The following is a 20,174-nucleotide window of genomic DNA, read 5'->3' as shown; positions in this document are numbered from 1 at the left end:
GGTCAGTGCGCCGCCTTCAGCGCCGTGTGCAGCCGCTCATGGATCTGGCCCAGGCGCACCGGCGCGATCGCGGTGTGCGTGCAGGCCCCCGCCGCGAGACGGTCGAGCACGGCTGCGCTTTCTTCGGTGCTCTGGACGAGCAGATCGAATGCCTGCAGCTTGTCGAGATAGCGGTCGACGAAATGTTCGTCGCCGACCAGCACCTCGGCGAGTTCCTCAATCATGGCGCGGACATGACGCAGCTCGCCGGCGACCGCGCTGTGCAGCGCGCCGACCAGCGGGTCGGTTCCGGAGGCTGGGGCGTTGTGTTCTTGCATTGCTAACCCCTTTAGAACAGGTCGATTTCGCCGCCATGCGCCGGCATCTTCGGCGGGACGGTGACGGGCGGCGGCTCCGCGACATAGGTGCATCGAATTTTCCCGTCATAGGGGCGGAACTCGACCTTGCGCGGCTGTGTCCCACCAGTGTCGTTGTGGCCGATGGCGATGCCTTCGGTCTGCAGAAAGCGCAGCGCAAAGGCGGCATTGGCCGTGCCGATCCCGCCAAGCCCGGCGATGATGTTGGCGCCGCCATACATGTGCGCACGCAGTTGCGAGCGCTCGGCACCGGCCTTCATCATGCCGTTGATCAGCAGTTCCATCGCGTGCACGCCATAGCGCTGCAGCTCGGCTTGGCTGACCTTGTGGTCCGGGCTCGGCTCCCCCAGCAGGAAGTGATTCATCCCGCCGATCCGCGAGCGCGCATCGTGCAGGCACACGGCGATGCACGACCCCAGCAGGGTCGAGATCACCATGTCGGGCTTCGCGATCACGGCGAACTCACCCTGAATGATCGAAATCTTGCCGGCGGTCGCAACACTCATGACAGATCACCGAAGACGCGCTCGATCTTTTCCTTGAGCGCGGCGGGCGCAAACGGCTTCACGAGGTAGTTGTTGACGCCCAATGCCGCCGCCTTCGCCACGACCTCGCGGTCGGACGAGCCGGTGAGCATGATGAACACGGTTTTGGCGAGCACGGAATCGTTGCGGACCGTTTCCAGGAACTCGAGTCCGTCCATCTCGGGCATGTTATAGTCCGAGATGATCAGGTGGACGCGATCGACACGCATCGCCGACAGCGCTTCGGGCGCGGTCGCCTTGTCGCGAATGTCCTTGAACCCGAAATCCTGAAGGGCGCGACGAATCATCGCGCGCATACTGGTCTGGTCGTCGACGACCATGACTCGGATAGCTGACGCGGCGGGCATTTAACGCTCCTGATACTTGCCGCGCGAAGCGGCGAGGATGGCACCTGCCATGGCTGACAGGCTGGTTTCGGTTTCGACCGCGCCGAGCTGAAGGGCCGCACGCGGCATCCCCCACACGACGCAATCTTCGCGGGTCTGGCCAAAGGTGCGCGCGCCGGCCTGGCGCATCGCCAGCATGCCGCTCGCCCCATCGCTGCCCATGCCGGTCAGGATCGCGGCGACGGCACCCTTGCCCAGCTTGGCGACGGAATCGAACAACATATCGACCGACGGGCGGTGGCCGTTGACCGGGTCGGCGGCGACCAGCTTGATCCGGCCGGTCGTGCCGCCCTCGAGCACCATGTGATGCGACCCGCCGGGCGCGATATAGACCGTGCCGCGCTGCAGCCGTGCACCGTCCGTCGCCTCCACCACGCGGACCGCGCAGCCGCGGTCGAGCCGGGCGGCGAAGCTGGCGGTGAATGCGGCCGGCATATGCTGAACGACGAGCACTGGCGGACAATCGGTCGGCAGTTCCCCGAGCACGCGGAACAAGGCTTCCACGCCGCCCGTCGATGCGCCGATTGCGATCACGACGTCGCGGAACGGTGCCTGGCTCGCCGCCGGAGCGGGCGTGTGCGACACGGGCGCCACTGACGACAGGCCGCGCCGTGCCTGGGAGCGCGCTGCTCCCTTGACCGTGGCGCGCAACTGTTCGGCACCCAGCGCAAGCTCGACCGGGCCGCCCGATGGCTTGGCGATGCAGTCGACCGCGCCGAGGCGCAGTGCCTCAATCGTCACTTCCGCGCCTGCCGCGGTCAGCGACGAGCACATGACGACCGGCATCGGGCGCAGCCGCATGATCCGCTCAAGGAAGGACAGACCGTCCATCCCCGGCATCTCGACGTCGAGCGTCAGGACATCGGGATTGAGTTCCTTGATCATTTCGCGCGCGGTGTGCGGTTCGGGGGCTGCTCCGACGACCTCGATCTCGGGATCGCCGGACAGGATGCGCGTCAGGGCCGCCCGCATCGACGGGCTGTCATCGACGATCAGGGCGCGAACGGGCCTCATGCGGCACCGTCCGTGCGCTGATAGATGGTGTTGCCACAGCTCTTCATCCGCGACACCGCCGGGCCGATCAGCCGCTCGCTGTGCCCGATGTAGAGGTAGCCGCCCGGCTTGAGCAGATCGACCAGTCGCGCCTCCAGCTCTTCCTTCGCGCTGTCGTCGAAATAGATCATGACGTTGCGACAGAAGATCGCGTCATAGCGCTGGCGCATCGGCCATTCGCCGAACAGGTTGAGCGGACGCGCCGTCACCAGCGCGCGCGCCGCCTCGGCCATACGATAGCCATTGCCTTCCGGCACCATCCACGCCTTGCGATACGCCTCGGGCACGCCGTCGACGCCGCCGGCAGCGTAGAAGCCTTCCGCTGCCGCGTTGACCACCGGCTCGGAGATATCGGTCGCGAGCAGGCGTACATCGCGGTTGCGCATCCATTCCGCCTGTTGGCGGTCGGTGCCCAGCAGCGTCATCGCCAGCGTGTAGACTTCCTCGCCGCTCGAGCAGCCGGCCGACCACATCCGCACTGGCGCGCGGCTGGGGTCGCTCTTCAGCTTCGGCATCAGCACGTCGCGCAGATGGTCGAAGTGATGGCTCTCGCGGAAGAAATGCGTGTGGTTGGTCGTCAGCGCCGTCACCAGCAGCCGCAACTCTTCCGCGTCATTCTCGGCAAAGGCGATATAGTCCTTGAACGACGCCAGTCTGCGTTCGCGAAGACGGCGCGACAGGCGCGAATGCACCAGCACCTTCTTCGTCGTCGGCAGGCTGATGCGTGCCTCAGTCATCATGATCCGCGCGATCGCCGCGAACTCGCTGTCGCCGAGCGGCGGGGCGCCGTCGGACAGCAGCGGGCTCATGGGCGCAGGCGCCAGCGACATGCTCATTATGCGGCCAGGTCCAGGTGACGGGTGATCGAAAGCGCGTCGAGGTCGAGCAGCAGCACCATCTGGGCGCTCGGCTCGCTGCCATCGCGCGAGCGGGCGTTGATCTGGACTAGGCCCGAGATCACCGACGCTTCCTGCAGCTCGACATCCGGGGCCGGCTGGATCGCGCTTTCCTGGATCGCGACGATGTCATCGACCTCGTCGACCAGGAAGCCGGCCTGCTTGCCCGCAATGTTGACGACCAGCACGCACGAGCGCGCATGGATATCGCTCGGCGTCCAGCCCAACCGGTCGGCGAGGCCGATCACCGGCACCACCGTGCCGCGCAGGTTGGTCACGCCCAGGATATAGCCCGGCACGCTTGGGAGCGGGGTCGGCTCGGCCCATTCGCGGATTTCGATCAGCGAGCGCATGTCGATGCCGAAATGGCGGCTGCCCAAGGTGAAGGTGACGATCTTGATCTCGTCGACGGGGGTCTCTTGCTCGTTCATGCTGCCAGTCCTCTCAGAAGGTTGCGGGTCTGCCCGGCCGGGGCGACAAGCGCCTCGACGTCGAGGATGAGTGCGATCGAACCGTCACCAAGGATGGTGGCGCCGCCCAGACCGCGGATCGGGTGGAGGTTCTGCTCCAGGCTCTTGATCACCACCTCGCGGCGGTCGTCGATCGTGTCGACCAACAGGCCAACGCGGCCGGCGCTCTCGCTCTCGACGATGATCACCAGGCTTTCGTGCACCGGGCGATCCTCATTGGCATGCAGCCCGAACACCTGGGTCAGGCGGCGCACCGGGAGGTAATCGCCACGGATCTCGATCACTTCGCTGCCCGGCGTGGTCGCGCTAACCTGGCCCGGTTCGGGGCGGATCGCCTCGATCACGGTGGCGAGCGGGAGCACGAAGCGCTGTCCGGCGAGGCGGACGACCATGCCGTCCAGGATCGCGAGGGTCAGCGGCAGGACGAGCGTGAAGCTGGTGCCCTTGCCCGGAACCGACGCGATCTCGACGCGGCCGCCGAGCGCCTCGACGTTGGAACGGACCACGTCCATCCCGACGCCGCGACCCGAGATGTTCGAGATCGTCGCCGCGGTCGAGAAGCCGGGGGCACAGATCAGCTGATCGATTTCCTCGTCGCTCAGCACCGCGTCGGCGGGGATGATACCTTTCTCCACCGCCTTGGCGCGGACACGGGCGCGGTCGATGCCCTTGCCGTCGTCCGACACCGTGACGATGATCCGGGCGCCCTTCTGCTCGGCCGACAGCACGATGGTCCCCTGCGGCGGCTTGCCGGCGCGCAGGCGCTCTTCGGTGCTCTCCAGGCCATGGTCGACCGCGTTGCGGATGAGGTGGGTCAGCGGGTCGCCGATCTTCTCGATCACGCCCTTGTCGACCTCGGTCATCTCGCCATGGGTGTGCAGCTGGACCTGCTTGCCGGTCTCGGCCATCAGGTCGCGCAGCATGCGCGGCACGCGGCTGAACGCCTGCTTGATCGGCTGGGCGCGCAGGCTCATCACATTGTCCTGAATCTCGCGCGTCAGGCGGGCGAGTTCGGGCAGCTCGACGCGCTCCTGATCCTTGGCGCTCAGGCGATCGGACAGGATCGAGTTGCGGATGACCAGCTCACCGACCAGGTTGAGCAGCATGTCGAGCTTGACCAGGTCGACGCGGATCGTCTGCGATCCACCGTCGCTCGTCGGCGCAGGCGCGGACGGCACGGCGGTCAGCGTCGGCGCAGCCGTGGTGGCTGCCGCAACCTGCTCGATCAGCGCACGCGCATCGTCGAGACGCTCGGTGCGGGCTTCGACGGGTTCTGCCGCGACTGCGCTCGGCTCGACGCGGGTGATCGCGATATGCGAGTCCGGCGCGACGAAATCGAACGCGTCGTTGATCCGCGCCTCGGCGGTCCAGCCGGGCAGTTCGATCGTCCAGCGCAGATAGGCCTGTTCGGGATCGAGGTCGCGCAACGGGGGCAGGGTGTCGCAATCGACCGCGACGACGCGCCCGCCATTGTCCTCCAGCTCGCGAATGACCAGCACCGGTTCGGCCCCGGCGGCCATCGCGTCGCGCGACGGGCCGAATTCGACGCGCCACACCGCTTCGGCGGCGGGCTCTTCGGGCTCGGCAGCTGCCTCTTCCGGCGTGTCGAAGTCGAAATCCAGCGCGACCGCGACCGGCTCGAACCCGAACGGATCCGGCTCCGCTTCAACCGCCGCTTCCGGCTGCGCCACGGGCGCTTCGGGGGCAGGAGCAGGGGCCGAATGGTCGGCGTCGAGAATCGCCTGGATCGCCGCCAACGACGCGCTGTCGTCGGGCAGGGGAACGGTGCCCTGCGACGCGCCGACATGATCCGACAGGATGTCGAGCGCGGAGAGCATGACGCCCACCGTTGCCGGGGTCGGGTCAATGCGGCCGGCGCGCACTTCGTCGAGCAGATTCTCGAACTTGTGCGCAAAGGCGGTCAGCGCGACATGGCCGAACGCGCCCGCGCCGCCCTTGATCGAATGGACCGCGCGGAACACCGCCGCGATCGTGCCGGCAGACACGTCGCCCGCCTGCATCGCGGACAGGCCCTGCTCGGCAGCGGTCAGACCCTCGGCGCATTCTTCAAAGAAGATCGCCTGGATATCGTCCATATCGTCGCTCATGGGCAGACGCGGCGGATCGCCGCTCCCAGTTTTTCGGCCTCGAACGGCTTGGTGATCCATCCGGTCGCGCCGGCGGAGCGGGCGCGCGCCTTCTTCTCGTCAGAGAATTCGGTCGACAGCACCAGGATTGGCGTGCCGCGGAACTCGGGCAGGCCGCGTACCGCTTCGATCAGCTCGAAGCCGTCCATTTCGGGCATGTTGATGTCGGTGATGAGCAGGTCGGGCTTGACCTCCTGCATCCGCTCCAGACCGTGGCGGCCGTCATTGGCCGCCTCGATCTTGAACCCCTGGGCGGTGAGCGACGCCTTGAGCAGCATGCGCATGCTCGCGGAATCGTCGACGGTAAGAATCAGCTTGCTCACGATTGCAGTTCCTCTTGGTGGCTCAGGCCCAAACGGTCGGTCAGACCAAGCGCCTCGGTCCTGGCCAGGAAGGCGGGGCTGGGGTTTTGGATGATGAAGCGATGGCCATGCGCTTCGGCTTCAATGCGGGCGGCCAGCAGCAGCTGCAGCACGGCCTGACCGACGCTCTCCACCGCGCCGGCATCGACGACGATGTCGTCCCGGGCGTCGGCGGCGAGCACGAGGCGCACCTTCAGCTCTTCTGCGGTCACGGTGACGCCATGCGTGGGAAGTTCGATGATCCCTCCCGGCGACGGTGCCAGTTCAGGCGGGTTGGGCTGCGAAGTCACTCTTTGCCTCCTCGAGCGCGGTTTCGAGTTGCTGGAAGGTCGGCGCCTTGTCCGAAGGCGTCGCCCGGCGGGCGATTTCGACTGCGACCTGGGTCGGCATGCCCTGGGCATGCGCGACGATCGCGGTCTTGGCGATGACGAACGGCTTGCCGTCCGCTTCGATAACTTGACCCAGCTTGGCGGCCAGCGGGCCGACAAAGCAGTAGGACAGGAGCACGCCCAGGAAGGTGCCGACGAGCGCACCGCCGATCATCCCGCCCAGGATCTCGACCGGCTGGTCGATCGATCCCATGGTCTTGATGACGCCCAGCACCGCGGCGACGATGCCGATCGCGGGCAGGCCGTCGGCCATCTGCTGCAGCGCGTGCTGCGGATGCATCTCGTGATGGTGATGCGCCTCGATGTCGTTTTCCATCGCTTCGGCGATCTGATGCGGATCCTCGAAATTCACCGTCATCATGCGCAGATAATCGCAGATGAACTCGGTCAGGTGATGGTCGGCGATCAGGCGCGGGTAGCGGCTGAAGATCGGGCTGTCCTTGGGCGAATCCAGATGCGGCTCGATCGCGGTCGCGCCCCCCTTCTTGAATGCGGACAACAGGCCGAACATCAGCGTCAGCAGATCGCGATAGTCGCTGTCCTTCCAGCGGCTGCCCTTGAACGACTTGGCGATGCCCTTGCCGGCCGCTTTCACGACTGCCATCTGGTTGGACACCAGAAAGGCGCCGATCGCCGCGCCGCCGATCGCCATCATTTCATGCGGCAGCGCGTGGAGAATGACCTCCATCTTGCCGCCAGCCATGATGTAGCTGCCGAACACGCAAATCATGATGATGACGAATCCGACGCCGTTAAGCATGTTGGTGGCGGTCCCCTGCCGGTAGTGATGGTCCCGTCGATTATAGGCGGGGCAGGGGGGCGGCGGACGCGGGGCGCGTCTTTTCGATATTTGTTTTCGGTACCGATGCGCACGCGACCGGACCGGCAAAGACCATCCTAGATAAGTGTAAACGCGAACGAGGAACCCGCATGTCGCTCAACGCCTACCAACGTGCCCGCACGCTCGTCGAAACGCCCCGTGCGACGGAACAGCGATTGATCCGGGACGTGACGGCGGCACTGATGGAGGCGCGCGACCTGGCCTATACCGGCGGTCGGCTGATGGAAGCGCTGCACTGGAATCGCGAGATGTGGGATGCGTTCGCCAGCGCCTGTGGAGCGCCCGGCAATGAGTTGCCCGATGCGTTGCGCGCGTCGATCATCTCGATCGCGCTGTGGGTCAATCGTCACGCCAGCGAGGTGATGAAGGGCCGTGAAGAAATCGATCCGCTGATCGAGGTCAACCGCTCGTTGCTTGAGGGATTGGGCGAAGGCCGCATGGCCGCCTGAATGTCTGTGCCGGCTGCCTAGACTGGCACCGCAACCTCCGCCGCATAGGCCAGCCGCAGCGCCTCCGACAGGCTGCTGACGTCCAGCTTCTCCATCATGTTGGCGCGGTAGATTTCCACCGTGCGCGGCGACAGGTCGAGCTGGTGGGCGATGACCTTGTTCGGGCGCCCCTCGATCAACCCCATCAGCACCTCATGCTCGCGCGGGGAGAGGCGTGCGATCCGTTCGCGTGCCTGTTCGCGGCGCTGTGCGATCCCGCTCGTCTCGCTGAACCGCGTGAACGCCTCGTCAAGCAGGTTGAGCAGATGGTGGGGGTCGTACGGCTTTTCGAGAAAGTCGGTCGCCCCGGCCTTCATCGCCTGCACCGCCAGCGAAATGTCGCCCTGACCGGTCAGCATGATCGTCAGGAATTTGGCACTGCGTTGCTGCAGCGCCTGCATCACTTCGATCCCGTTGCGTCCCGGCATCTGGAAATCGAGCAACAGCACGCCGCCGTCGCTGGCTTCGATATTGTCGAGAAACGCATCCCCCGAGGCGAAGACGCGGATCACCAGATTGGGACGCTCGGACAGCAGCCCATGGAGCGACTGACGGACCGCCTGGTCATCGTCGACGATATACACACTCTGCTTCAATACTCCCCCAATGTCCGCTCGCCACCCGGAACGGTGAAGCGGAACGTCGCACCGCCGTGCTCATTATTCTCCGCTGACATCTTGCCGCCATGCGCCTCGACGATCCGGCGACAGATCAACAGGCCGATCCCCATACTGCCTTCGCCCTTGCTCGAATTGAACGGCAGAAACATGCGGTCGAGGATCGGCTTGGCCAGACCTGGTCCATTGTCGGACACCGAAAATTCGATCCGGTCGCCGTCCAGCTTGCGGGTCGCGACGCGGATGGTGCGCTGGTCTGCCGCAATCGCGCGCAGGGCTTCCAGCGCGTTGCGCATCAGATTGACCAGAACCTGTTGGATCTGGATCTTGTCGGCGAACATGAAGGGCGCCTCTGGTGCAAGATCATAGTCTATCGATACGTCCAATCGCTGTGCTCCGACAAGTACCAATGCACTGGCCTCGCGGATCGCGGCTTCGACGGGTTCGACGCGTAGATCGATATCGCGGCGGGCCACGAAATCGCGCAGACGCCGGATGATCTCGCCGGCACGCAACGCCTGTTCCCGCGTTGCGCGCAACTGGTTGAACAGCCGCTCGTGCAGCGGATCGGAAATCTGTTCGCTCTCCAGAATGACCTCGGCCGTCGCGATATGGTTGGCGATCGCCGACAGCGGCTGATTGATTTCATGCGCCAACGCCGCGGCGAGTTCGCCCATCGCATTGATCCGGCCGATCTGCGTCAACTCGCTCGACAATTGCGCCAACTGCTCTTCGTTGCGCAGCCGTTCGGACAGATCGGTGATGAAGCCGGTGAAGACGCGGTTGTCCTGATACACCGCTTCCCCGACATGCAGCTCGATCGGAAATTCGCTGCCATCGGCATGCCGCGCGGTCAGCATGCGTGGCCGTCCGATGATCCGCCGTTGGCCGGTGCGCAGATACTGGGCCAGAAAGCCGTCATGCCGCAGCCCGAACTCGTCATTCATCAGCAGCGAGACATTGGAGCCGATGACGTCATTGGCGCTGTGGCCGAACAGCCGTTCGGCCGCCGGGCTGAAGCTCAGGATCCGCCCATGGATGTCGATCACGACCATCGCGCTGGGCACGGTTTCGAGGATCGAGCGCATCTGCGCCTCACGCGCGGCCAGCTGCGCGGTCTGCTGCACGCGGTCGGTGACGTCGATATTGACGCCGACCGTGCGGATCAGCGCCCCGGCTTCGTCATAGAAGCAGCGCGCCGACCCTTCGATCGCGCGTATCGACCCGTCGGGCAGGCGCAAACGGTAGGACAGGCTGATTTGGTCGGCCTTGCTCCACACCGCCGCGTCCAGCCGTTTGGCCATCAGGTCGCGATCTTCGGGAAATACGACCTCCTGCCACGACGCATAGTCCGTGAGCGTGCCCAGCGGCACGCCCAGCAGCGGCTCCGTATTCGCAAACCAGGTCAGCTTGCCCGACGCCACATCCCATTCGAAGATGCCGATCTTGTGCGCTTCGGCGGCCAGGAGTAGGCAATCGTCGCTCTCCGCAATGGCACTCTGTGCGCGTAGCATCGGGCCAAGGTCGGTGATGGACAGCACGGTGACGCTGCCATGCTCGCGATCCTCGACCTCATGGGCGTGCTCGAGCACCTGTACCCTGCCGCCGTCGCGCGCGGTTTCAACCCACCGCCGCTGGCGCCAAACGCCGCTGGTGTCTGCGGCCAGCGCATCTTCGGTAACCCCCTCGACCGGCCGGGTCTGCAGCAGCTCTGCCTTGACCTTCCCCAAAGCTTCTTCGGCGGTGAAGCCAAACAGGTCCGCGCAGCCCCGCGACCAGTGAATGATCCGCCCCGCGCGGTCGGTCATCACGATCGGCTGGGCGTCGAGCGTCGCGGCATACATGCGCAGCGTCGAGCGTTGACGCGTCAGCCGCGCGATCGCCCATAACAGCACCGACCCGACGATCAGCGTGTTCGCCAGCATGCCCCAGATTTCGGTCGTCTCGGGAAACTCCGGACTGCCGAACAGGATCAGGTCGGCAGCAAGCACCAGGGCCGGCGCGACCATCAGCGCCGGCACTGCGCGCAGCGGCATCGGCCAGCGTTCGTCGCCGCTGGCCCGATATTCCGCCAGCGTCCGGTCGGTCGCGGTCAATAGCAGGCCGAGTCCCAGCAGCAGCTCGGCAACATTGGTCAGGATCGGAATGTGCCAGGGCTGGACCGCCCCGCCGCGGACCTCGGTGGCCAGGATCTGGCCAGCCAGCATCAGCAGCGCAAAACTGATCACCAGCGCCGCAATCATCGCCGCGATCGGTGCGCCATCGCGGTCGCTGCGGAACAGGATTTGCGTGGTAATTCCCAGCAGCAGGATGAGCAGGCACGACACCGGGCTGCCGCCCTGCTCGCTCAACATCGACATCGCGAGCAGGGCCAACGCGACCGCCGCAACGCCGCTTCCGACGACTGCGGCACGACGCCGGGGCAACGCCCGGGGCAGGCTGGCGGCAACCAGCGTCACGGCGAGAACTAGATTTGCGGCAAGGGTAGGCGGCCAGGCTGACGGAAAGCCAACAAGGGTAGTGCGCAGGGGCGGGTAGTTCAGGACCCAGCCAAGAAGACCGGCCAGACAAACCAGCGCGGCCAGGGTGAAGCAACTGGCGGCCAGTCGTCCGCGGATCGATTCCATCGGAAACCAGAGACGGCCTGGTGCCACGCTCCCCCCATTACGGCCGCTACCCGGTTCCTAATACCGAGTTTACCCATAATGAATGACGTTACAACCGGTTAGACGAAACGCGCGGCGACGACCGCATGCACCTCATCCTGCGTCATGTCATTGAGCGGCAGAGACTTCTGCGGCGATTGGCTGTGTCCCACCAGCGCGCCGTCCATGCCCACTGCGACGGCCAGAATGCGAAAGCCGCCCGGTTCGCGCACTGCGGCAAGCCCGCCCGCAACAGGATAACGATCCGGGTCGATGAACAGGATTGCCTGACCGGGCAGCCCGGCGCCGAGCGTGGCGCGACACAGCCGCAACGCGATGACCTGTGCACCGCATCCGGGCGGGGGCGGGATGCGCTCACCGGTTTCTTGGTCGATGACCAGCCCATCGGCTCCAGCGACCCCGCGGACGGGAATGGTCGCAGTGGGATCGCCGACCATGGCAATCGCGGTTGGCGCGGCCGGAACAACGGTCGCCTCGCCGCGCAGCTCCGCGCGCAACGCCGCAATCCGTTCGCGTGTCCGCCGCATCCGCGCTTCGGGATCGCTGACCGATGCCATCCATGGGCCAAGATCGCCCGCGCGGTGCAGCTGGTCGATCCGCGCGCGCAACGCCGCTTCGGTTGGGGCACCGAACAGCGCGGCGATCGCCAACCGGGTCGGCGCGTTCCATTCTTCAAAGCTGCGCTGTGCATTTTCGATGCGCGACAGGTTGACCGGAGCGATGCCGTGCCGTTCACCGATCGCCTGAATCGTCAGCGCGCGGTCGGTGGAGCGCAGGTGGCGCACTGCGGCGGCCAGCAGGACGGCGAACTCTTCGCGCTCCAGGTCCAGCATCGGCGCGCTGACGAAGGGCATTGCCCATTGCTCGATCGAGAAACCCGGTGCATCGACATCGACCAGCAAGGCTTCCGGCGCGACGCCAAGCACCGCAGCGACTTCGGTCAGTTCATGCGCGCGGGCCGTAACCTCGCCGCGCTCGATCTTGGACAGCCGGATATAGGTCAGCCCCGGAAGGCGGTGGGCAAGGCCGATCAGCTTCTGATACCCGGCCCGCCGACGCAGTTCGCGGATCGCGTTGGGAAAGATGAACGCGCGATAGGGGTCGATCGGGACCGACCCTGAAGCAACGCCAGGCCGCAATATGACGGGCGCGTCCATGCCCCGATCTCCTATACCCATTTTGGTATAGGATAGCATGCATCCTGAATATTTCCAGCCCTTTAGCCGCGCCGTGGTCAGCTCGCCCGGCGTGCGGCGACTGAACGCGACGGCTGGGAGATCAGCGCCCAGTTGCCGGCGGGATCGAAACGGCGCAGCGCGACCAGGCTGCCGGGACGCGCGATACGGCGGTCGAGCCAGCCCGGCGCGAGCGGCCAGGGATCTTCGGGGGCAACGGCAACGCCGCTGCCATCGGTGATCAGCCCGATGCTGTGCGGGGCCATGCCCAGCGGCCAACGCTGGCGCACCCGTTCGAGCAACTGCCCGGCAAGGCGCTCACAGCTCCGCGCGGCGCGCAGCGGGGCGATGTCCTGGCGCTTCAGCCAGCGGTCCCAGCTGACCCCGAAATGTCCATTGGTCCCGACGCCCCAAACGGCGACCAGATGCCCCGACTGGTCGAACCAGTAGCGGGCGGCGTGACAGAATTCCCGGGTCAGGTCGTCCAGGCCCGGATCGATGAACGGCATAAGGCCGTCGGCGCTGCTCTGAGCGGTCATGATGCTCTCGCGGATCACGGGGTGATGCTCAGTGCGAACGGGTGGTGCCGCGGACCAGCGCGGGTTCGCGCGCGTCCTGCTCGACCGCCGGGGTCTCCTCGATTGCGACCGGATCGACCGCGATCACGCGGCTCAGGCGATTATGCGGTGCGTTGTGATCCGGCAGTACGCCGACCGGCGCAGCGGCGGGAAGATCGGTCGCCCGACGACGCGGGGCCGCCTTGGGCCGTTCAAACATCCCGCCGAAACGCGGGTCGTTGGCGGCGATGTCGGCGATCGTCTTGGCGGCGCGCTTGGCGACCTGACGCTGGCGTTCGCGCTCCTGCGGATCGGCTTCCAGCTCGATATCGGCGGCATCATCGGACAGGCGGCGTGCGACGGTGCGGCGCTGTGCCTCCAGCTTCTCCTCCAGCTCAGCGATCTCGGCGGGATCGATGATCGCGGCACCGGCGCGGTAGCGGGGGAGGCGGGGGTCCTGCACCTGCACCGACCGCGTGTTGCGGGCACGGCGCTTGAGCTGTTCCATCGCCACGCCGCGCAGATGATCGACATAGGCGTCGAGCAGTGCTTCGCGGGTCTTGACCGCGAGATGCTCGCCGGCCGCCGCTTCGGTGCGCTCCAGGGCAAATTCGTCCTCGATCATGCTCTCCAGCGTATTGGCCTCGCCTTCCGCGCCCAGGCTCATCGCATGGAGCGAGACGGTGGTCGCCTCGACCTTCTTCGCCGACGGGCGCTGGTCGGTCATGACCCGGAAGCGCAGGCTCTGCAGTTCGCCGCGCAGCTGCCAGTTGACGAAGGTCGTGAACTGCGCACGCTCGGAGTCATAGGCCTGGATCGCGCGGTGGACACCGATCGCACAGCACTGTTCGGCGTCGTCCCAATGGGCGGCAAGGCCATACTGGCGGATGAAGTGGCGGATACGCGGCGCCAGCAGCTTCAGCACCTGGGCGAAGGCGCGCTCGCCATACACGCGCTGGCGGTTGGTCTGCGGCTGGCCGTCCTTCGCCATGTTCTCGATAACGGCGGCAACGGCAACTTCAAGCGCGGCAGTGGTGTTCGACATGATCGTCCCCTCGATCGTCTTGCCGTCGCGATGTCTGCTCCGGCTGCAGGGGAATGATCGCCGATTGCGGTAAATAGGATTAAACTGCTCCTATACGTAATTCCACAATATGGTAAATCTACGGTGATTCTGTCTCAGGCCGCGCGCACCTGATCGACGAACCGATGGACCTGATCGGAGAGGGTGCTGGCCTGTCCCGACAGCGCGCTGGCTGAGGAGAATATCTGGCTCGCTGCGCTTCCGGTAGCTTCCGACGCCTGGCTGACCCCGACGATGTTGGCCGACACTTCATGCGCCGCCTGTGCGGTTTGCTGGATGTTGCGGCTGATGTCGGCGGTGGCGCTGTTCTGTTGGTTAACGGCGCTCGCGATGCTCGTGCTGATCTCGGCGACCTTCCCGATCGTTTCGGTAATGTTGCTCAGGCCCGTGACCGCTTGCCGGGTCGCTTGCTGAATCTCGCGCACTTGGGCCTCGACCTCTTCGGTCATCCGCTCGGTCTGGCTGGCGAGCGCCTTCACCTCGGCGGCGACGACCTCGAAGGCCTTGCCCGCTTCGCCCGCGCGGGCCGCCTCGATCGAGGCGTTGAGCGCCAGCATGTTGGTCTTGCCCGCAATCTGGCCGATCAGACCAACGACCGTACCGATCCGTTCCGCAGCCTCATCGAGCGCACGGACCGTCTGGTCGGTTTGCTGGGCGTCGGTCACCGCGCGCTCGGTGGTGCGGGCGGATTCGGTCACCCGTCCAGCGATCATCTGGATCGACGCCGACAGTTCCTCCGCAGCCGATGCGACGGTTTGCACCCCGGCACTCGCCTGTTCCGCCGCTGCAGCGACCGCGAGCGCGCGCTGATTGGCTTGACCGGTATTGCTGGTCATCGATTGGGCGCTGGCTTCCAGCTCGTTCGACGCAACGCTCAGCTGTTCGACGAGACCGGCGACCTGGGCCTGGAAGTCTTCCGCCAGCCGGGCGAGCTTCTCGTCATAGGTGATCTTGTTCTCGACAATGTAGCCCGAGATGGCGAGGTCCATATCGATCATCACCGCCATGTTGATCGCGGTGCACAGCTCCGCCGTCCGGCGCGCGGCGGCGGGGCTGAGGCTGCGTCCGCTGCTCTGTGCAGCCAGCTCGAACAAATGGCGCAGGATGAAGGTGTAGCCGCCGATATACCATTGCGGGTCGAGCCCGATCTTGCTGTGCATCAGGCCGATTTTCTTGACCGACGCGACATAGGCGTCATCGAACCGGCCGCTGAACAGCATCTTCCAATGCTCGGCTTGGGCGTTCGCGGCACGCGGCATAGCGTCGCTACCCTTGAACATCGCTGCCAGCTGCGGCCAGCCGCGCAGGTTGGTGTAGAATTTGTCGAGAATCCCGGGCAGCTCGCGCTCGAGCGTGGGGCCGAACTTGGTCAATGTCGCGCGCTGGCTGTCCGTGAAACCGGCAAAGGCAAGGCGTTCGATAAGTTCAGCGCTGACGCTCATGGCAGGAACTTCCATCCCAACTTCGTTCCTTACTCATATAGGAGAAATACTGGAGGGTTGGTCGGTACTGCGTTCTTACGTAGCTGTTAAGCAAAGCGCTCCGGGCGCACGCGGGTGCCGACATAATTGTCCAACCAGGCGCGGTGCGCGGCGCTGGCGTCGCCTGTGCGGGCGATGGCCTGACTGGCGCGGCCGCCGCCGATCTGGGCGCGCAGCAGCATGCTCGCGCGTTCATCGGTCAATCCGGTCTTGAGATATCTGATCGCGTCACCCGCGCCCAGATGGTGAGCGAGATAGGCAGTTCGCGCGACGGCGGATGGATCCTCGCCGGTGGGCACGCCCGAGCGTTGCAGTGTCTTGAGATTGACGCGCGCATAATCGGCCGTCGTCTCGATCGACGCGGTCGCGTTGTAGCGCAGCTGCAGCAGCTCGGCGCGCGCCGCCGTGCGCACCTGTCCGGACCGGTCGAGCCAGCCCTTGGCTTGCGCCGTCTGGTTGAGCCAGGTGCCGCGCGTTTCTGCCATGCCTTCCCACGTCCGGCTGAGAAACTGGCCCAGCCCGGCAGCTGACGAGCGGCTGTTGCGCGAATAGGTATTCCACTGGCCGGCGGAATCCTTTGCCGCCTCGGCATTGACGATGGCGGCCAGCGCGGTGGCGGGAATGCCCGTGCGCTCGGCAGCGCGCTCCAGCGCCGGCGCATGGCGCGCATTGGCGCCGAGCCGTGCTGGATCGAGCGTTGCCGCGTCGGGGGCTTCAGGCTGGCTGGCTTCGAGGCTGCGCAAGTCGATGTCGCGGAATTCCGGGCTGTGCAGGATCGCTGCCATTGGACGCGGCTGCGTCGCCTGACCCGACAGTTCGAGCAGGGTGTCGAGGTCCAGCTTCTCCATGTCGGGATTTTGCGGCAGCTTGGCCTCAGCGTCCGGGGCCATCGTCCCGATCGCGGCCTGCCACAAACGCTTCTGCGCCGATCCCAGCGCGTTGCGATGGATCGCGGCGGCGGTTGCGGCGGTATCGGGCGAGCCGAGCGGACGGGTCTGGATCGTCATGTGCGATTGCTCCTGCGCAGGTCGCGGGCGCGGCGTACAAAGCGCGCGGCGGTGAGATCGTCGAGCATCGCCTGTTCGGCGGTCTGCGCGACGCGCTCGGCGTCGGCGCGATACTGGTCGGCGGCATTGCCGATCGCTTTCATCGACGCATATTGCTGAGCCGCCTGACGCCGCAGCAAGGTCAGTTCGACTTCGGCATCGTGGCGCAGCTGCTCCAGCCGGCGGCGCTCGGCGCGCGCGCGGTCGAGATAGGATTCGGCATAAAGCTGCCAGTCCATTGCGCTCAGTTCGCGCTCGCGCACGATCTTGGCGCTGAGTGCTTCGTGCAACGACTGCATCTCGTCCAGCCGGATCGTCGCATCGACGATCAGCGTCTTGAGCGCATCGATGTCGCGATCGAGCGCGCGCAGCGCGGCGTCATAGGGCGTGCGCATGCGTTTCCTCCACCAGTGCAGCCAAATCCGCGAACGCCTGGTCGGCATGACCGCGATCGCCCTTGGTCTGGGTCAGCATCGCCTCGATCTGCGGGGCGATGGCGACGGCGCGATCGACTTCGGCGTTCGATCCCGCCTTGTAGGCGCCAAGCCGGACGATCTCTTCCATATCGGCATAGGTGCCGAGCACGCGCCGCGCGGCGAGACGGGTCGCGTTCTGATCCTCGTTCAAGCAGCGGGGCAGGGTACGCGACACCGATTTGAGCAGGTCGATCGCGGGATAGCGTCCGCGCTCGGCAATGCGTCGGGTGATGACGACGTGACCGTCCAGGATGCCGCGCACTGCGTCGGCGACCGGCTCGTTATGGTCGTCACCATCGACCAGTACGGTGAACAGTCCGGTGATCGACCCCTGTCCGGGCAGGCCGGGACCGGCACGTTCGAGCAGGCGCGGCAGCTCGGCAAAGACGGTCGGGGTATAGCCGCGCGTCGCGGGCGGCTCGCCATTGGCAAGACCGATTTCGCGCTGCGCCATCGCAAAACGTGTGACCGAGTCCATCAGGCACAGCACGCGCAGGCCCCGGTCGCGGAAATGCTCCGCCAGCGCGAGCGTGGTCCAGGCCGCCTGACGCCGCATCAGCGCGGGTTCGTCCGACGTCGCCACGACGACGATGCTGCGCGCCAAGCCCTCCGGCCCCAGATCATCCTCGACGAACTCCTGCACCTCGCGGCCGCGTTCGCCGATCAGCCCGATGATCGCGACATCGCACTCGGTCCAACGCGCCAGCATCGACAACAGCACCGACTTGCCGACGCCCGACCCGGCGAACAGGCCGAGCCGCTGGCCGGTGCACAACGGCACGAACAGGTCGAGCGCGCGCACGCCGGTTTCGATCCGGTCGCCAACCCGCGCGCGCGACGCGGCCGGGGGCGGGGGTGCCTTGATCGGCTGGCGAGTGGCGCCCAGCGGCAATTCGCCCTTGCCATCGACCGGACGGCCCAGGCCGTCGACCATGCGGCCGAGCCAGGCGTCGCACGGGCGCAGCGACAGCGCACCGGGGTGCAGCCAGGCGATCGTGCCCGACTTCAGGCCCTGTGGCTCGCGGAATGGCATACACTGCGCCAGCCCGGCTTCGATGCCCGTCACCTCCGACGGGATCATCCCGTCGGGCGTGTCGATGTCGATCCGCGCGCCGATCTGTGCCGCGCCGGCCAGGCCCTCGACCTCGATCAGCGCGCCGCGCACCGCAGTCACGCGGCCATAGCGCGTTTCCAGCGGCAGCGTGGCAATCGTTCGGGCGGTGGAGGACAGGTTGTGCACCGGTCTGCTCTCAGGCCGCTTCGTTCGCCGGGGCTGTGGCCGCGTCTTCAAGCTCGATCAGGGCACGGCAGGTGATGAGACCGCGGTAAAAGCTGCCCTCGGCAACCTGCCGGGCAAAGCGCACGCATGCGGCGCGGCCCTCGTCGGTCGCCATCGCCGGGATCAGCAGCGTCAGCTCATCGATGACCTGGTTCTTGTGCGCTTCGGGATCGTCGCCGAGATACGCCATCATCGTCGCATAATAGAGGCGCCGCGCGGTGGTCGTCGCCTCTTCCGGCGCCATGATCTCACGACCGCGCAGCAGCGCGACCTTGTTCTCGATCACCAGTTCGGTGCGGCCCTTTGCGCGCAGCATCGCCCCGTTGACCACCAGCGCCTCGCCATCGCGCAGGGAAATTCGCAGCATCGTCACGTCCTCATCTAGTGCGTTGCTGCATCATAGAAGGGCGGGGGAGGGCGCGGTCCCGCACCCGGAAAAAATTGCCGCCCAGCAAAAATTGCGCGCCCCTGCGGACCGATCGGGTCGCCGCTCTCCTATCATGGCCATGTCAGCCCACAGGGGCACGAACCGGAGACAGTCCTTGAGCCTTTATTCCGCACTTTATGCCGGTGTCGCCGGTCTCGGCGCCGAAGCGACTGCGATGGCCGTCGTTGCCGACAACATCAGCAACATCAATACGATCGGGTACAAGGGGAACGACATTCAGTTCCGCACGCTGGTTAGCGATGGCCGCGCCCGGTCGGCCTATACCGCCGGCGGCGTGATGGCGGCTCCGCAGGCGCTGATCTCGAAACAGGGCCTGCTGCAGGCGTCGAGCAACACCACCGATCTGGGCATCGAGGGCGGCGGCTTCTTCGTCGTGCGCGAAACGCTGGACGGCAATGACGTTGCCTTCACCCGCGCCGGTTCGTTCCGCCCGGACGAGTTCGGCTTCCTGCGCAATGCCGCCGGCATGTATCTGCAGGGCTGGCGTCTCGACAGCTTTGGCGAGTTCACCAACACGGGCAATGTGGCGGCACTAACTCCGGTGCGCGTCAGCGACCTGACCGGCGCCGCCGCGCCGTCGACCAAGATCGACATCCGCGCCAACCTTCAGTCGACCGCGCCGATGCACACTGGCGCCTATGCGTCGGGCGACATCGCTAACGGCACGGTCGAGCCGAGCTTCAGCCGCTCGTTCGACATTTACGACGCGCAGGGCACGTCGCACCGCGTGACCATGGCCTATGTCCGCACCGGCGCGAACACGTGGCAGGGTGAGCTGTACGCCGAGCCGGCGACCGACGTCACCGCCGCCAATGGCGTGCTCGCCAGTGGCGAACTGCGCTTCAACCCCGATGGCAGCCTGATCCGGGACGATGCCGTCTACACCTCGGGCTTTTTCGATCCGGTTGCGATCACCTGGTCCAATGGCGCGGGATCGGTTCCGCTGCGCCTGGGCCTTGGCGACAATGGCACGATCAGCGGCCTCAGCCAGTTCGGTTCGGAATCGGCGATGATCGCGGCGACCACCGATGGCGGCGTCCTCGGCAACATCGCTTCGATCCAGGTGTCGGAAGCGGGTGTGCTCAGCGCGGTGTTCGACAATGGCGTGACCCGCCCTGTCTTCCAGCTCCCAGTCGCGACCTTCCCGAACCCGGACGGGCTGACCCGCATTTCGGGCAACGCCTACCTGCTGTCGGACCGGTCGGGCAATGCCTCGATCGACATCGCCGGTGCGCTCGGCGCGGGTAAGATCCGCTCGAGCACGCTGGAGGCCTCCACCGTCGATCTGGCGCAGGAGTTCAGCAACATGATCCGCTTCCAGCGCGCCTACAGCGCGGCGTCGAAGATCATCACAACGGTCGACGACATGTTGGCCGAAGTCAGCAACCTCAAGCGCTGATCGCTGAGACGGC

General features: G+C 66.1%; 22 protein-coding genes. 2 read left to right on the top strand and 20 right to left on the bottom strand.

The features are described 5' to 3' along the window. Positions 1–2: 2 nt before the first annotated feature. From KYX69_RS01980 to motA, 10 genes are read right to left on the bottom strand one after another with little or no spacing between them, the layout of a single operon-like run. Positions 3–317: a hypothetical protein gene (locus KYX69_RS01980; protein ID WP_300493067.1), complete on the bottom strand. Its 315-nt coding sequence runs from the start codon at positions 315–317 to the stop codon at positions 3–5. 11 nt (positions 318–328) lie between these two features. Continuing rightward, positions 329–862, bottom strand: coding sequence for a chemotaxis protein CheD (locus tag KYX69_RS01975; RefSeq protein ID WP_300493065.1), 534 nt, complete (start codon positions 860–862; stop codon positions 329–331). Beyond that, positions 859–1,248, bottom strand: a complete 390-nt coding sequence (locus KYX69_RS01970) for a response regulator (protein WP_294017182.1) — start codon at positions 1,246–1,248, stop codon at positions 859–861. The genes KYX69_RS01975 and KYX69_RS01970 overlap by 4 nt, the downstream gene beginning before the upstream one ends. Further along, positions 1,249–2,301: a chemotaxis response regulator protein-glutamate methylesterase gene (locus KYX69_RS01965; RefSeq protein WP_300493063.1), complete on the bottom strand. Its 1,053-nt coding sequence runs from the start codon at positions 2,299–2,301 to the stop codon at positions 1,249–1,251. After that, complete coding sequence (locus KYX69_RS01960; protein WP_300493061.1) at positions 2,298–3,176, bottom strand: protein-glutamate O-methyltransferase CheR; 879 nt, start codon at positions 3,174–3,176, stop codon at positions 2,298–2,300. The genes KYX69_RS01965 and KYX69_RS01960 overlap by 4 nt, the downstream gene beginning before the upstream one ends. Next, entirely contained in the window at positions 3,176–3,667 is a 492-nt protein-coding gene (locus KYX69_RS01955) for a chemotaxis protein CheW (RefSeq protein WP_300493059.1), read from the bottom strand. The genes KYX69_RS01960 and KYX69_RS01955 overlap by 1 nt, the downstream gene beginning before the upstream one ends. Continuing rightward, complete coding sequence (locus KYX69_RS01950; RefSeq protein ID WP_300493057.1) at positions 3,664–5,814, bottom strand: chemotaxis protein CheA; 2,151 nt, start codon at positions 5,812–5,814, stop codon at positions 3,664–3,666. Before KYX69_RS01950 ends, KYX69_RS01955 begins: the two co-directional genes overlap by 4 nt. After that, the gene (locus tag KYX69_RS01945; protein ID WP_224922395.1) at positions 5,811–6,176 is read right to left on the bottom strand and encodes a response regulator; all 366 of its coding nucleotides are present in this window, start codon (positions 6,174–6,176) and stop codon (positions 5,811–5,813) included. The genes KYX69_RS01950 and KYX69_RS01945 overlap by 4 nt, the downstream gene beginning before the upstream one ends. Next, positions 6,173–6,505, bottom strand: a complete 333-nt coding sequence (locus tag KYX69_RS01940; RefSeq protein ID WP_300493055.1) for an STAS domain-containing protein — start codon at positions 6,503–6,505, stop codon at positions 6,173–6,175. Before KYX69_RS01940 ends, KYX69_RS01945 begins: the two co-directional genes overlap by 4 nt. Further along, a complete protein-coding gene (gene motA, locus KYX69_RS01935; RefSeq protein WP_300493054.1) occupies positions 6,480–7,364 on the bottom strand; it encodes a flagellar motor stator protein MotA in 885 nt (294 codons plus the stop codon). The genes KYX69_RS01940 and motA overlap by 26 nt, the downstream gene beginning before the upstream one ends. Before the next feature lie 170 nt (positions 7,365–7,534). On the opposite strand from motA, the gene flaF reads away from it, so the two are divergent. Further along, positions 7,535–7,894, top strand: coding sequence for a flagellar biosynthesis regulator FlaF (gene flaF / locus KYX69_RS01930; protein ID WP_300493052.1), 360 nt, complete (start codon positions 7,535–7,537; stop codon positions 7,892–7,894). Between the two features lie 17 nt (positions 7,895–7,911). On the opposite strand, the gene KYX69_RS01925 is transcribed toward flaF, so the two are convergent. From KYX69_RS01925 to KYX69_RS01880, 10 genes are all read right to left on the bottom strand, one after another. Next, positions 7,912–8,517: a response regulator gene (locus KYX69_RS01925; RefSeq protein ID WP_300493049.1), complete on the bottom strand. Its 606-nt coding sequence runs from the start codon at positions 8,515–8,517 to the stop codon at positions 7,912–7,914. Between the two features lie 8 nt (positions 8,518–8,525). Beyond that, entirely contained in the window at positions 8,526–11,177 is a 2,652-nt protein-coding gene (locus tag KYX69_RS01920) for a PAS domain S-box protein (RefSeq protein WP_300493047.1), read from the bottom strand. A 98-nt stretch (positions 11,178–11,275) separates the two neighbouring features. Then, positions 11,276–12,373, bottom strand: a complete 1,098-nt coding sequence (locus tag KYX69_RS01915; protein ID WP_300493045.1) for a helix-turn-helix transcriptional regulator — start codon at positions 12,371–12,373, stop codon at positions 11,276–11,278. Between the two features lie 77 nt (positions 12,374–12,450). Beyond that, a complete protein-coding gene (locus KYX69_RS01910) occupies positions 12,451–12,930 on the bottom strand; it encodes a hypothetical protein (protein ID WP_300493043.1) in 480 nt (159 codons plus the stop codon). Positions 12,931–12,958: 28 nt separating this feature from the next. Next, on the bottom strand, positions 12,959–13,993 hold the full coding sequence (locus KYX69_RS01905; protein WP_300493041.1) for a sigma-70 family RNA polymerase sigma factor: 1,035 nt from the start codon (positions 13,991–13,993) through the stop codon (positions 12,959–12,961). Between the two features lie 134 nt (positions 13,994–14,127). Next, positions 14,128–15,474 carry a globin-coupled sensor protein gene (locus tag KYX69_RS01900; protein WP_300493038.1) on the bottom strand — a complete coding sequence of 449 codons (1,347 nt, stop codon included), beginning with the start codon at positions 15,472–15,474 and terminating at the stop codon, positions 14,128–14,130. An 86-nt stretch (positions 15,475–15,560) separates the two neighbouring features. Then, positions 15,561–16,520 (bottom strand): peptidoglycan-binding protein, encoded by a 960-nt coding sequence (locus tag KYX69_RS01895; RefSeq protein ID WP_300493035.1) that lies wholly within the window; start codon positions 16,518–16,520, stop codon positions 15,561–15,563. Further along, entirely contained in the window at positions 16,517–16,954 is a 438-nt protein-coding gene (locus KYX69_RS01890) for a hypothetical protein (protein ID WP_300493032.1), read from the bottom strand. The genes KYX69_RS01895 and KYX69_RS01890 overlap by 4 nt, the downstream gene beginning before the upstream one ends. After that, a complete protein-coding gene (gene fliI, locus KYX69_RS01885) occupies positions 16,938–18,275 on the bottom strand; it encodes a flagellar protein export ATPase FliI (RefSeq protein WP_300493029.1) in 1,338 nt (445 codons plus the stop codon). Before fliI ends, KYX69_RS01890 begins: the two co-directional genes overlap by 17 nt. A 10-nt stretch (positions 18,276–18,285) precedes the next feature. Then, positions 18,286–18,681, bottom strand: a complete 396-nt coding sequence (locus tag KYX69_RS01880) for a flagellar biosynthesis repressor FlbT (RefSeq protein ID WP_300493026.1) — start codon at positions 18,679–18,681, stop codon at positions 18,286–18,288. Positions 18,682–18,856: 175 nt separating this feature from the next. Here KYX69_RS01880 and KYX69_RS01875 point away from each other — a divergent pair, with 175 nt between their 5' ends. Next, positions 18,857–20,161 carry a flagellar hook protein FlgE gene (locus tag KYX69_RS01875; protein ID WP_300493024.1) on the top strand — a complete coding sequence of 435 codons (1,305 nt, stop codon included), beginning with the start codon at positions 18,857–18,859 and terminating at the stop codon, positions 20,159–20,161. Positions 20,162–20,174: the final 13 nt, after the last annotated feature.

Origin of the sequence: Sphingomonas sp. (genome assembly GCF_030145815.1) — a bacterium.
Classification (GTDB): Bacteria; Pseudomonadota; Alphaproteobacteria; order Sphingomonadales; family Sphingomonadaceae; genus Sphingomonas.
This window is presented reverse-complemented; position numbering and strand designations above follow the sequence as displayed.